Annotated in this window: 13 protein-coding genes; 9 read left to right on the top strand and 4 right to left on the bottom strand. The window is 58.9% G+C overall.

What is annotated here, in order from left to right:
- Positions 1-15 precede the first annotated feature (15 nt).
- The 5 genes from E5180_RS07055 (at position 16) to E5180_RS07035 (ending at position 6,329) form a co-directional block, all read left to right on the top strand.
- The gene (locus tag E5180_RS07055; protein ID WP_138923756.1) at positions 16-1,482 is read left to right on the top strand and encodes an FAD-dependent oxidoreductase; all 1,467 of its coding nucleotides are present in this window, start codon (positions 16-18) and stop codon (positions 1,480-1,482) included.
- A 94-nt stretch (positions 1,483-1,576) separates the two neighbouring features.
- Positions 1,577-2,809 (top strand): FtsH protease activity modulator HflK, encoded by a 1,233-nt coding sequence (hflK, locus tag E5180_RS07050; RefSeq protein WP_138923755.1) that lies wholly within the window; start codon positions 1,577-1,579, stop codon positions 2,807-2,809.
- Entirely contained in the window at positions 2,809-3,777 is a 969-nt protein-coding gene (gene hflC, locus E5180_RS07045) for a protease modulator HflC (protein WP_138923754.1), read from the top strand. The genes hflK and hflC overlap by 1 nt, the downstream gene beginning before the upstream one ends.
- A 239-nt stretch (positions 3,778-4,016) precedes the next feature.
- Complete coding sequence (locus E5180_RS07040; RefSeq protein ID WP_138923753.1) at positions 4,017-5,501, top strand: Do family serine endopeptidase; 1,485 nt, start codon at positions 4,017-4,019, stop codon at positions 5,499-5,501.
- 141 nt (positions 5,502-5,642) lie between these two features.
- Entirely contained in the window at positions 5,643-6,329 is a 687-nt protein-coding gene (locus E5180_RS07035) for a TetR/AcrR family transcriptional regulator (protein WP_138923752.1), read from the top strand.
- Here the strand turns inward: E5180_RS07035 and E5180_RS07030 are convergent.
- On the bottom strand, positions 6,326-6,736 hold the full coding sequence (locus E5180_RS07030) for a Fur family transcriptional regulator (RefSeq protein WP_138923751.1): 411 nt from the start codon (positions 6,734-6,736) through the stop codon (positions 6,326-6,328). The genes E5180_RS07035 and E5180_RS07030 overlap by 4 nt on opposite strands.
- 147 nt (positions 6,737-6,883) lie before the next feature.
- Between E5180_RS07030 and E5180_RS07025 the strand changes: the two genes are divergently transcribed.
- The 4 genes from E5180_RS07025 to E5180_RS07010 are packed head-to-tail and all read left to right on the top strand — an operon-like array spanning position 6,884 to position 10,397.
- The gene (locus E5180_RS07025) at positions 6,884-7,777 is read left to right on the top strand and encodes a metal ABC transporter substrate-binding protein (protein WP_138923750.1); all 894 of its coding nucleotides are present in this window, start codon (positions 6,884-6,886) and stop codon (positions 7,775-7,777) included.
- A 12-nt stretch (positions 7,778-7,789) separates the two neighbouring features.
- A complete protein-coding gene (locus E5180_RS07020) occupies positions 7,790-8,686 on the top strand; it encodes a manganese/iron ABC transporter ATP-binding protein (RefSeq protein WP_441351443.1) in 897 nt (298 codons plus the stop codon).
- Positions 8,683-9,558 (top strand): metal ABC transporter permease, encoded by an 876-nt coding sequence (locus E5180_RS07015; protein ID WP_138923749.1) that lies wholly within the window; start codon positions 8,683-8,685, stop codon positions 9,556-9,558. The genes E5180_RS07020 and E5180_RS07015 overlap by 4 nt, the downstream gene beginning before the upstream one ends.
- Positions 9,555-10,397, top strand: coding sequence for a metal ABC transporter permease (locus E5180_RS07010; protein WP_138923748.1), 843 nt, complete (start codon positions 9,555-9,557; stop codon positions 10,395-10,397). Before E5180_RS07015 ends, E5180_RS07010 begins: the two co-directional genes overlap by 4 nt.
- Positions 10,398-10,415: 18 nt before the next feature.
- Here the strand turns inward: E5180_RS07010 and E5180_RS07005 are convergent, their stop codons facing one another.
- From E5180_RS07005 to E5180_RS06995, 3 genes are read right to left on the bottom strand one after another with little or no spacing between them, the layout of a single operon-like run.
- Positions 10,416-11,222 (bottom strand): carbohydrate ABC transporter permease, encoded by an 807-nt coding sequence (locus tag E5180_RS07005; protein WP_138923747.1) that lies wholly within the window; start codon positions 11,220-11,222, stop codon positions 10,416-10,418.
- Entirely contained in the window at positions 11,219-12,094 is an 876-nt protein-coding gene (locus tag E5180_RS07000) for a carbohydrate ABC transporter permease (RefSeq protein ID WP_138923746.1), read from the bottom strand. The genes E5180_RS07005 and E5180_RS07000 overlap by 4 nt, the downstream gene beginning before the upstream one ends.
- 27 nt (positions 12,095-12,121) lie before the next feature.
- Positions 12,122-12,877: a DeoR/GlpR family DNA-binding transcription regulator gene (locus E5180_RS06995; protein WP_138923745.1), complete on the bottom strand. Its 756-nt coding sequence runs from the start codon at positions 12,875-12,877 to the stop codon at positions 12,122-12,124.
- Positions 12,878-13,104: the final 227 nt, after the last annotated feature.

The following is a 13,104-nucleotide window of genomic DNA, read 5'->3' as shown; positions in this document are numbered from 1 at the left end:
AAGGCCCCGGCCCAGATGAGCGATTTTGATTACGACCTTTTTGTCATTGGTGGCGGTTCCGGCGGGGTACGCGCCGCGCGTGTTGCTGCGGGTGAATACGGGGCCAAGGTCGCCCTCGCCGAAGAGGACCGGTATGGCGGGACTTGCGTAATCCGGGGCTGTGTGCCGAAAAAGCTGATGGTGTTCGCGTCGGGCTATGCCGAACTGGTGGACGAAGCACAGTGCTTTGGCTGGGACATCAAGCCTGGTACGTTCGACTGGCACGCGTTCAAAGGCCGTCTGAACAACGAGCTGGACCGGCTTGAAGGCGTCTATCGCAAGCTGCTGGCCAATTCCGACGTTGATACCTTTGACCAACGCGCCACGATCAAGGACGCGCATACGGTGCAGCTGGCGAACGGCGAAACCCGCACTGCCAAGCATATCTTGGTGGCCACCGGTGGCCGCCCCGTCCGTCCTGACGTGCCCAACGCACAGCTCGGCATCGTGTCGGATGATATCTTCCATCTTGAAAGCCTGCCCAAGTCGATCCTGATCATCGGCGGCGGCTATATCGGGTGCGAATTTGCCTGTATTCTGAACGGGTTGGGCGTCGAAGTGACGATGTACAACCGTGCAGCACAGATCCTGCGGGGCTTTGACGACGAAGCCCGCGGGCTGATCGCGGAATCCATGACAGAGGCGGGTATCGATATCCATTGCGGCACCAATATCGTCGAAATGGCGTTAGAATCCCAACACGAAGCCGGCACCATGCCCAGCAACTCTGATGCGGCGATGGGTGCCACAGCTGAGCAGTCGAACGAGTTGAACAGCAGCGCCGCACCCCAAGGCACGCAGGGGCCGATTTGGGTCAAGGCATCCAACGGGTCCGAGAAAGTGTTCGACATGGTGCTGTTCGCCACAGGGCGCGCGCCGAACACAGGGGATATGGGGCTGGAAGAGGTCGGCATTTCGCTGGGCCGCCGCCAAGAGATCGAAGTCGATGAATACAGCCAGTCAGGCGTGCCGTCGATCTATGCCATTGGCGACGTCACCGACCGCGTGAACCTGACACCTGTCGCAATCCGCGAAGGGATGGCCTTTGTGCAGACCGTCTTTGGCGGGAACCCGACGCCGGTGGATCACGATCTGATCCCGTCGGCCGTGTTTACCCAGCCTGAATTCGGCACTGTCGGCATGACCGAAGAGCAAGCAGCAGAGCAAGAACCGGTCGAGATTTACTCGGCATCGTTCCGGCCGATGCAAACGGCCTTTGCGAACAAGAACAAACGTGTGATGATGAAGCTCGTTGTGAGCAAGGAAACACGCGTTGTACTGGGGTGCCACATCGTCGCACCAAACGCAGGCGAGCTGATCCAGCTGGTGGGCATTGCCGTCAAGGCAGGGCTCACGAAAGAGCAGTTTGACGCGACCTGCGCCGTGCACCCGACCATGTCCGAAGAACTGGTCACCATGCGCAGCCCGACACGCACTGCTTGAAGTCCGGGCGATTATGCCCGACTCTGCACACGATCAAACCGCTTAGGCGGTTGGGATAGGGCCGCTGAAGCGGTCAAAAAATAGGGAAGAATTAATGGCTGGAAATACAGGCGGCCCTTGGGGCGGCGGTGGAAACTCAGGCGGAGGTAACAACGGCGGTGACCAGAACCGTCCCGGTGGTGAACGACCCACCGGTGGCGGCGGACGTGGACCGGGCGGTGATAAAGGCCAACGACCCGAAATCGATGATCTGATGAAGAAGGGGCAGGAACAACTGCGCGTTCTCATGGGGGGTAAAGGCGGCGCGCGGAATTCCGGTGGTGCTGGCGGCAGCGGCGGCGGTGCGGGCCCGAAACTCACCCGTGGTACAGTCGGTCTAGGTGTGCTGGCGGCTGTCGTCGTCTGGGGTATGGCTAGCTTTTATACCGTGCGTCCCGAGCAACAGTCGATCGAGCTTTTCTTGGGTAAATTCTCGGGTATAGGCACCGAGGGTTTGAACTTTGCACCTTGGCCGCTTGTGACAGCCGAAGTATTTGACGTGACCACAAACCGCGCCGAAACCATCGGTGCAGGTCGAAATTCGGACGACAACGATGGTCTGATGCTGACGACCGACGAGAACATCGTCGACATCGATTTTCAGGTGGTCTGGAACGTGAAAAGCGCGCAGGATTTCAAATTCTCGCTGCGTGATCCGGATTCGGCCGTGCGCGCGATTTCTGAATCCGCAATGCGCGAGATTATCGCCCAATCCGAATTGGCACCGATCCTGAACCGCGACCGTGCCGCCATTGAAGCCGCTGCGCGCGAGTTGATTCAAACGACGCTGGACAACCGTCAGACCGGGATCAACATCATCCGCGTCAACTTTAACAAGGTGGATCCGCCCAGCCAGACGGTAACAATGACTGACGCCGAAGGTCGTACGACACAGCAGACCGTGATTGATGCCTTCCGCGATGTTCAGGCCGCCGCACAGGAGCGCGACCGGGTGGAACGTCAGGCGGACGCCTATGCAAACCGGCGCACTGCCGAGGCACGCGGTGAATCGGCACAGATTTTGGAAGCTGCAGAAGGTTACCGTGCCCGCGTCGTCAACGAAGCCGTGGGTGAAGCAAGCCGGTTCGAAGCCGTTTTGCAGGAATACACCGCAGCGCCTGAAGTAACACGCAAGCGGCTTCATCTTGAGACGATGGAAAAGGTTCTGGCGGATGTCGACAAGATTATCCTCGAGAACAACGAACAAGGCGGCGGACAAGGTATCGTGCCTTATGTGTCGCTGAATGAGTTGCGCCGCAATGCTGGCAACGCCGGAGGGTCAAACTGATGAACAAACTAAAATTTATTGTTCCCATCATCGCCGTGGTGCTCGTGGGCTTGCTGTCATCTGTTTATATTGTGGACGAGCGTGAAAAGGCGCTGGTGCTGCGGTTTGGCCAGATCAAACAAGTACGCGAAGAGCCGGGCCTTGGCTTTAAGCTGCCCTTGCTTGACGAAGTTGTGCGTTACGAAGACCGCATTCTGACGCTTGAAACCCCGATGATCGAGGTGACCCCAGCTGATGACCGCCGGCTTGAGGTGGACGCGTTTGTTCTTTACCGGATCTCCGACATTCGTCAGTTTCGCCAAGCTTTGGGTGTTGATGGTGGGCGTCAGGCTGAAATCCAGCTGAACGGTATCCTCGACGGTCAGATCCGTGCGGTGCTTGGTTCACAGGGTGTGACGTCTGATACGATCCTGTCGCCCGAGCGCTCTGCCCTTATGGACCAGATCCAAGTACGCAGCGATCAACGTGCAAAGGCATTGGGCCTCACAGTCGTCGACGTGCGTCTGCGCCAGACCAATCTGCCCGAGCAGAACTTTGATGCGACTTTGCAGCGTATGATTGCCGAGCGGGACCGCGAAGCAACTGACGAACGGGCGCGTGGTCGCGAGGCGGCTCTGCGTGTGACCGCCCTTGCGGATCGTACCTATACCGAAATCCTGTCGGAAGCCCGTCGTGATGCCCGCATCACCGAAGGTGAAGCAGACGCCGAGCGAAACAAGATCTTTGCGCAGGCCTATTCCAAGGATGTAGAGTTCTTTGAATTCTACCGCTCGCTTAGCGCCTACGAGACGGCGTTGAAGGGTGAAAACTCTACCATGGTTATGTCACCTGACGGCGAGTTCTTTAACTACTTCAATTCAGAAGAAGGCAGCCGGAGCGAAAGCGCGACGACGACCCCCGGCACGACGACCCAGGGCACTGGGGCCCAGGGTGCTGAGACCGGAATCGGCACCACATCCGGCAACTGATCCCAATCAGGTTGACTTTTAAACAGGGGCTGGCAGCAATGCCGGCCCCTGTTTCGTTTGGGGCGCGGAATGTGCTGCCGACCGTCTTGCGCGCGGCAATTTCGGATAGAAACCGCTGCATGCGTTGACATGCGCGTGAGGATGACCATCTTTCACCTTGCAGCAGTGAGTTTGCAGATGCACTCTGCCTAGACATCAAAAACGGGGTCTAGCGCCCCTTATATAACCGGAGTTGACGAATGCAGCCAAAGGCCGTTTCCCAGTCGCGTACCGACGCAATATCACCCCAGATCAAATGGTTAATGATGGGTATGCTGGCGCTGGCCTTTGTCCTGATGCAGACCGTGATGGCGATGGCCAAACCTGAAAGCCTCGCGCCGCTTGCTGAAAAGATCAGCCCGTCGGTTGTGAATATCACCACCTCGACCACCGTCGAAGGTCGCACTGGCCCCCGCGGCATCGTCCCCGAGGGATCACCCTTCGAGGATTTCTTCAAGGAATTCCGTGACCGCAACAATGGCGACGAGGTCCCGACGCCGCGCAAATCATCCGCGCTCGGATCGGGTTTTGTGATCTCTGAGGACGGTTTCGTCGTGACGAACAACCACGTGATCGAAGGCGCGGACGAGATCACCATCGAATTTTTCACCGGCCTTGAACTGAAGGCCGAAGTGATCGGCACCGACCCCAACACCGATATCGCGCTGTTGAAGGTCGAAGCCCCAAGCGCCTTGGCGTTTGTCAGCTTTGGCGACAGCAACGCCGCGCGTGTGGGCGATTGGGTGCTGGCGATGGGGAACCCGTTGGGGCAGGGGTTCTCTGTGTCGGCCGGTATCGTATCGGCGCGCAACCGTGCCTTGTCCGGCACTTATGATGACTATATCCAGACCGACGCCGCAATTAACCGTGGCAACTCGGGGGGGCCGCTGTTCAACATGGACGGCGAGGTGATTGGCGTGAACACGGCGATCCTGTCCCCCAATGGCGGGTCCATCGGTATCGGTTTCTCGATGGCGTCCAATGTTGTGACCCGTGTGGTCAACCAGTTGAAAGAATTTGGCGAAACGCGCCGCGGTTGGCTGGGCGTCCGCATTCAGGATGTCACACAAGACGTGGCCGACGCGATGGGGCTTGCCAAAGCAACAGGCGCGTTGATCACGGATGTGCCCGAAGGTCCCGCCAAGGAGGCCGGCCTGAAAACCGGTGACGTCATCCTTAGCTTTGCGGGTGTCGAGGTCGAAGATACCCGTGGTCTGGTCCGTCAGGTGGGCAACAGCACCGTTGGGGCATCGGTCCGCGTGACCGTTCTGCGCGAAGGCAAATCCCAGACGCTCAAGGTTAAACTTGGCCGCCGCGAAGATGCGGAAGGGACAGGACCAACCGTGTCCGCACCAGAGGACGAGGCACAGCCCGAAGCGCCTGCAGTGAAATCTGTGCTTGGCCTGACCGTCACGCCGCTGACCGACGACATGCGCACCGACCTCGGGGCCGATGATTCCGTCGAAGGTCTGGCCGTGACCGAGGTCGACGAGATGTCGGAAGCCTTTGAAAAAGGCCTGCGCGTTGGTGACATTATCACAGAGGCAGGGCAGCAGCCGATCCTGTCGATCACCGATCTGGAAAACCGCATCACAGAGGCCAAAGACGGTGGTCGCAAATCGCTGCTGCTGCTGGTTCGCCGCGCGGGCGATCCACGGTTTGTGGCCTTGGGTCTGGACGACTAAACCACCCTAAAGATGGATGAAAACGCTGCCCCCCGTCGGTCCTGTACCGGCGGGGGTTTTGCGTGGCGCCGGCGCAAACGCTTGTCGGTTGTTTCGCATATCGAAAGCCGATAGGATTTAGGAGAATTAAAGGACAGCTACATGCACGATACATCCTCTCTGGCCATCCGCAGCGACAGGCTGTCTGTACTGCGCACGCAAATGCTGGCAGAGGCGGAAATTACCAATGTGCAAAACCAGTCGCTGATCCAAAGCCGCCGCGAGCAGATTTGCGAAGCAGCGCTGTCGTTGTTTCTAGAAAAGGGCTTTGCCGCGACGACGATCCGCGACATCTGTGCGCTGTCGGGCGTCAATCAGGCCAGCATCTATGACTACATCGCCAACAAGAACGACATCCTGCGTCGGCTGCTGAACCAGTTGTGGTTTCGCGAAGACGTGTCGACCTTGCCGATTATCCTGCTGGATCAAGACCTGTCACTGGAAGACGCGTTCGAGAAATATTTCCGAGAAAGCTGGTCGATGAAACGGGACGGCACCCTGCTGGCCTATCGCTGTGTGCCACATATGAAGGCCGAAGATCGCCGTGCCCTGCATGCCCGTGAATTCGCGGTGATGAAGGACCTGGCCGATCAGCTTGGTCCGCGACTGGGGCTGCAAGGCGACGATCAACGGCTTGATATTGTTGCAAACCTGATGGTGTTCTTGTCGGCCTTTGGCCCCATGCGCGACTGGCTGATCCGCGACATCCCCGACGAAGTGATCTTGCGCACGATTTCAGCCGGTGCCGCGGCGATGGTCAAATCCCTCGCGGATCAAACGCAGACCTAAACCTTACGCGCGCGGATCACCGTGTGGTGGCTGACCAGCTCATAGCCCATTTCGGCGGCGACGCGGTCCAGTAGGCTTGCGATCTCTGTGCCCGGAATTTCCACCAGTTCGCCGCTGTCCATGTCGACCAAATGGTCGTGGTCGGTTTGGGGCATCATCTCGTACCGTGCGGGGGCGTCCTCCAGCACCAGTTTGCGCACCAGCCCTGCATTCTCAAGCACTGACATGGTACGATAGACCGTGGCGACAGACACGGTGTCGTCCAGCCTACGCGCCTTTTCATACAGGTCTTCGACATTGGGGTGGTCGTCGGTCTCCGACAGCAACGACACGATCGTTGTCCGCTGTGGCGTGACCCGCAGGCCCGCTTCGCGCAGCAGTTGTTTGTAATCAATGCTCTGGGTCAATGCCGGTATCCTTTGTCGTCTGTGGTTCTTTTAGGCGAGATTCCCCTTGTCCGCAAGTTTATGCGACCTATTCTTAATTGCATGTTTGACATATGCGATTAATTCGCATTTACATCTAGCGAATGCATTGGTCCGTGGAGGAACAGAATGAAAAAGAGTGTGCTGGCGTCGGTTTTAGGCGTTGCAGCGATGGCGGGAATGCCCGCGGTCGCAGCTGATTTCAAAGTCGTTACCACCTTTACCGTGCTGGCCGACATGGCGCAGCAGGTGGGGGGCGACGCGGTCGAGGTGGTGTCGATCACCAAGCCCGGCGCAGAAATCCACGGCTATCAGCCCACGCCCCGCGATATCGTAGGTGCGGTAGGGGCAGATTTGATCTTGTGGAACGGCATGAACCTTGAGCTGTGGTTTGAACAGTTCATCTCCAACCTTGGCGAAATCCCGTCGGTCACGCTGACAGATGGTGTCGACCCCATCTCGATCGGTGAGGGGGAGTATGAGGGCAAACCGAACCCGCACGCATGGATGGGTTTGGAAAATGCATTGATCTATGTCGACAATATTGCCGCTGCCTTTTCCCAACATGACCCCGACAATGCCGCGACATATGCGTCCAACGCTGAAAGCTACAAACAAGAGATTCGCGACACGATCACGCCGCTGCGTGACCGGATTGCGCAAATCCCCGAAGACCAGCGCTGGCTTGTGACCTGCGAAGGGGCCTTTAGCTATCTCGCACGCGATTTCGGGATGAAAGAGCTGTATCTCTGGCCGATGAACGCCGATCAGACCGGCACGCCGCAACAGGTCCGCAAGGTCATCGATTCCGTGCGTGACAACGATATTCCGGTCGTCTTTTGCGAAAGCACGGTGAACACCTCGCCTGCGAAACAGGTGGCGCGCGAAACCGGCGCTGCCTATGGCGGTGTGCTTTATGTCGACAGCCTCAGCACAGCCGAGGGGCCCGTGCCAACCTATCTGGACTTGCTGCGCGTCACTTCGCAGACTGTCGCAGACGGGCTGGATGCAGGCCTGAAGTAAATGGAAACCGATATGAACCCCGCCACCACTACCGCCCCCGTATCAGAGCTTGTCGCCGATGCCATTGGCATCAAGGCCACGGATGTCACGGTGACCTATCGCAATGGTCATACCGCGCTTTATGATGCCAGTTTTGAGATCCCACGCGGCACGATCACGGCGCTGGTAGGGGTCAACGGCGCGGGGAAATCCACACTGTTCAAAGCGATCATGGGGTTTGTGCCCGCCGCGCAAGGGCAGATCACGCTGTTGGGGAAGACCGTAAAAGAGGCGCTGCGTGAGAACCTTGTGGCCTATGTCCCCCAGTCAGAGGAGGTCGATTGGGCCTTTCCGGTGCTGGTGCAGGACGTGGTGATGATGGGACGCTATGGGCATATGGGGTTCTTGCGCCGTCCGAAGGCTGCAGACCATGCGGCGGTGGACGACGCCCTGCGCCGCGTCAACATGACCGAGTTCCGCCACCGCCAGATCGGAGAGCTGTCCGGTGGGCAGCGCAAGCGGGTCTTTCTGGCGCGGGCGCTGGCACAGAACGGTCAGGTGATCTTGCTGGATGAACCCTTTACCGGCGTGGACGTGAAGACCGAGGATCAGATCATCGATCTTTTGCGCGAGCTGCGCGACGAGGGGCGGGTGATGCTGGTGTCGACCCATAACCTAGGCTCTGTGCCCGAATTCTGCGACCGGACGGTGTTGGTCAAAGGCACGGTGCTGGCCTATGGCCCGACGGAAACGGTCTTTACCCACGACAATCTGGAAACCGCCTTTGGCGGGGTACTGCGGCATTTCACCCTTGGGGGCCAAGACCTGCACGACGACGATGACGGGCGCGAACTGCGGATCATCACCGACGACGAACGGCCTTTCGTGCATTACGGCGAACGCATCGACACGACAGAGGGCGACAAATGATCGACCTGCTACTAGAGCCGTTTAGCTATGATTATATGTTCAATGCCATGTGGGTATCGGCGATGGTCGGCGCAGTTTGCGCCTTTCTGTCGTGCTATCTGATGCTCAAGGGATGGTCGCTGATCGGTGACGCGCTGAGCCACTCGGTCGTGCCCGGTGTGGCGGGGGCCTATATGTTGGGGCTGCCCTTTGCGCTTGGCGCGTTTTTGGCGGGCGGCATGGCGGCGGGGGCGATGCTGTTTCTGTCGGGACGGTCGGGCCTAAAGATCGACGTGATCATCGGCATCATCTTTACCGCGTTTTTTGGTTTGGGCCTCTTCATGGTGTCGCTGTCGCCCATGTCTGTCAGCATCCAGACCATCATTATGGGCAATATCCTTGCCATCGCCCCGCAAGACATCGTGCAGCTGGCGATCATTGGCGTGGTCTGCCTGACCGTGCTGCTGCTGAAATGGAAAGACCTGATGGTTACCTTCTTTGACGAGAATCACGCGCGGTCCATTGGGCTGCGGCCCGAGATGTTGAAAGTGGTGTTCTTTATGCTGCTGTCAGCGGCGGTGGTGGCCGCGATGATGACCGTCGGGGCCTTTCTGGTGATCGCAATGGTCGTGACACCGGGGGCGACGGCCTATCTGCTGTGTGACCGTTTCCCACGGCTGATCATCGTGTCGGTGCTGATCGGCACAATCACCAGCTTTCTGGGGGCCTATGCCAGCTATTTCCTCGACGGGGCCACAGGCGGGGTGATCGTCACCCTGCAAACCGCGATCTTCCTGTTGGCCTTTGTGTTCGCCCCGAAACACGGTGTGCTGGCCGCACGACGCAAGGCGAAGTCTGCCCTGAAATCTTTGCGAGACGGGGTGGCCCCATGATCGACACGTTGCTGTTTCCGTTCCAGTTCCCCTTCATGCAGAACGCCTTTTGGATCGTGCTGCTGGTCGCCCCGCCCACGGCGCTGCTGTCGTGTTTTCTCGTGCTCAAAGGGTGGGCGCTGATGGGCGATGCGGTCAGTCACGCTGTGTTGCCTGGGGTGGTGCTGGCGTGGATCACGGGGTTGCCCCTGATCGTCGGAGCCTTTGCCGCGGGAATGTCCTGCGCGATGTTGACCGGATACCTGAGCCATAACAGCCGGATCAAACAGGATACCGTGATGGGGGTCGTCTTCTCTGGCATGTTCGGGATCGGCATCATCATGTACACCTCGATCACCACGAACCAGCATCTCGATCACGTGCTGTTTGGCAATATGCTGGGCGTCGGCGCGCAGGACCTTTGGACGGCTGGGCTGATCTCGGTCTTTGTGACGGCGTTTCTGGTGCTCAAATGGAAAGACCTGCTGCTGCATGCATTCGATCCGGCACAGGCACAGGCAAGCGGGCTGCACACGGGGTTCTTGCATTATGGGTTGCTGGCAGTTTTGTCGCTGACCATCGTGGCGACGCTGACGGCGACGGGGCTGATCCTTGCGGTGGCGCTGTTGGTCACACCGGGGGCGATTGCATTTCTGGTGGTGCGCAGCTTTGGCCCGATGCTGATCGTGTCGGTGGTGGTCTGTATCGTGTCGATGTTTGCAGGTGTCTACGCCAGCTTTTTCCTTGATAGCGCACCGGCACCTACGATCGTGCTGATCCTGACGATGATCTTTGTCTTGGCGTTTATCAACCGCCTGCTGGTGACGCGCCGCACCTCGCGGCAAGCGGCGCGAGGGTAATCTTAAGGGTGGGGCGGGTCACACCCGCCCGACCTTGAACCCGCGCGACAGGTGGTTGCGCATGGCAAAAAGCAGCAACGCCCCCGGCAGCATCGAGGTCAGCGTGAACGCCATGACCATCCCGATATCCGTGTGAAACCCGAACATCGCGCTGAGCGCCATAGAGATTGGTTTGCCATTCGTGGTGGTCAGGATGCGGGCAAAAACGACCTCGACCCAAGAGAACATAAAGCAGAAGAACGCCGTGACCGCGATGCCCGGCGCGATCTGCGGCAGCAGGATTTTCCAGATGTAGCGGGGCCGCGAATAGCCGTCGAGAAACGCCGTCTCGTCCATCTCTCGCGGCACGGCGGCGATAAAGCCCTGCAAGATCCAGATCGACACCGGCAGGTTGAACAGACAATGCGCCAGCGCGATGCCGGTGACCGAATTGACGATACCAAGCACGGAAAACAGCTGGAAAATCGGCAGTGTCAGCACCACCGGCGGCGTGATACGAAAGGCGATGAAGCTGAAGAACAGGTGTTTGTCCCCCAGAAACGACAGCCGCGCAAAGGCATAGGCGGCGGGCAGGGCGACGGGGATGGTGATGGTGATATTGATCAGCACATAGGCGACAGAATTGCCAAAGGCCGCGCGCAGGCTCGGATCGGCCCAGATCGCGCGATAGTTGCGCAGCGTCGTCTCGCCCAATGTCAGACCGTCCTGCGCCAGCGTCGCGGTAAAGCTAAGCACGGTCATTTGCACCAGCGGCAGGATGGTAAAGAGGATAAACGCCCCCAGCAGCGCAAGCTTGATCACTGGCCATGCCCGACGCGGTATCATCGCGGCACCTCGGGCTTTGGGTCATCAAGGTTGGCCTGAACCTTGGTGAACACCCACGCCACACAAAGCACGATCAGGAAATACAGAACAGATCGCGCGGCCGAGGGGCCGTAGTTGAAGGCCTTGATCTCCTCGCCCAGATCGACGGCCAGAAATAGGCTTGCGCCGGCAGGGCCGCCCGCGTTGATCGGGAAGGCCTCGGTGTAGATCATGAAACTGTCCATAAACCGCAACAGCACCGCCATGAGCAATACGTGCTGCAAACGCGGCAATTGGATATGGCGAAACACCTGCCAGGCGCGCGCGCCGTCGATGGCCGCGGCCTGATACAGCGGGTCGGGGATGGTGGTCAGCGCGGAATAGGCAAGGATGATCACGAGGCTGGTCCAATGCCATGTGTCCATCGCAAGGATCACCACCCACGTCAGCACGGCGCTGTCTTTCCACGCGGCAGGCCAGCCGTGTCCCGCAAGCCACTGCCCCAAAATCCCTGTGTCGCCGTTCATCAAGCTGAGCCATAGGGCAGGGATCATGTTCCACGGTACGAGAAGGGGCAGCGATAGCATTGCCAATGCCGCCCCCGCCCAGAACCGCCCGCGCGGGATGCAAAGCGCCAGCGCGATCCCCAGCGGAATCTGAATGCACAGCACAAAGGTCGAAAACAACGCGCTTCGGCCAAAGCTGGCCCAAAAGCGCGGTGCGGTGATCAGATCGCGGAACCACTCGGTGCCGATCCAGAACCGCGATTGCAGGGTGAAAATCTCGAAGAAGGAATAGTTGATGATGGTGACTAGCGGGATCAGTCCGACAACGCCCAGAAGGATGCAGGCGGGGGCCACAAAGAACCAGCCGGTCTGGTCGAACTGTTTCATGGGCTGGTTCTCATCGCTAGGCCAAGGTCAGACCGTGACAACAGAGGTGCCCCAGCCGACACATTCGGCCGTTAAGGCTTCGGGCAGCCGGTGATCGGTAAAGAGCGTGTTCACATCACGCAACGAACAGATGGTCAGCGGGGCCTTGCGCTGGAACTTCAGGTGATCGGCTACGACCATCACCGTGCGCGACCGCCCGATGGCAGAACGGCTGACAAGCACCTCTTGCCCATCGAAATCCAGCAAATCCCCGTCCGCATCAATGGCAGAGCAGCCCAGAACCGAAAAATCGAACTTGAACTGTTTGACCATCTCGGCGGTCAGCCCGCCCACCATGCCGCCGTCTGCACGGCGCAACACGCCGCCGGTCAGGATGATCTCGCAGCTTTGGTTGGCGGCGAGGATATTGGCGATGTTGAGATTGTTGGTCACCACCAGCAGATTTTCGTGGTGCAGCATTTCTTGCGCGACCGCTTCGGTGCTGGTGCCGATGTTCATAAACACCGATGCCCCGTGCGGGATTGCCTGCGCACATTGTTCGGCGATGGCGCGTTTGCCTTCTTCGTTCAGGCGGCGGCGTTCGTCATAAACGATGTTCACCACCCCCGACGGAATCACCGCGCCGCCATGCACCCGTTCCAGCTTGCCGCTTTCGGCGAGCTCCGACAGATCGCGGCGGATGGTCTGGACGGTGACATTATACGCCTCTGCCAGCCCGTCGACGGTGACTTTTCCGTCTTTGCGTGCCAGCTCTAGAATCTCGCGCTGTCTGAAATTTGACATATATCCCCCCGGTCTTGGGCCGTGGATGCTGTTCTTTTCTGCACGCCCGTCCAAACCGTACAATCTACGTTAAGCGAAGCACGTCAAGGCCGCGAATCGTGGTATATCGTTCAAAGTGCGCGGAAATGCGCGTCTATGGGCAGATTAAGACGCCTGAAATCAAGGCTCTAGGTGAAAACGAAAAGAAACGAACGTTCGATCTTGAAAAACGAAGGGGCTTGGTGTCT

Source organism: Sulfitobacter sp. BSw21498 (genome assembly GCF_006064855.1).
GTDB lineage: Bacteria > Pseudomonadota > Alphaproteobacteria > Rhodobacterales > Rhodobacteraceae > Sulfitobacter.
The sequence above is the reverse complement of the archived record's forward strand: the minus strand, read 5'-3'. Positions and strand labels throughout refer to the sequence as shown.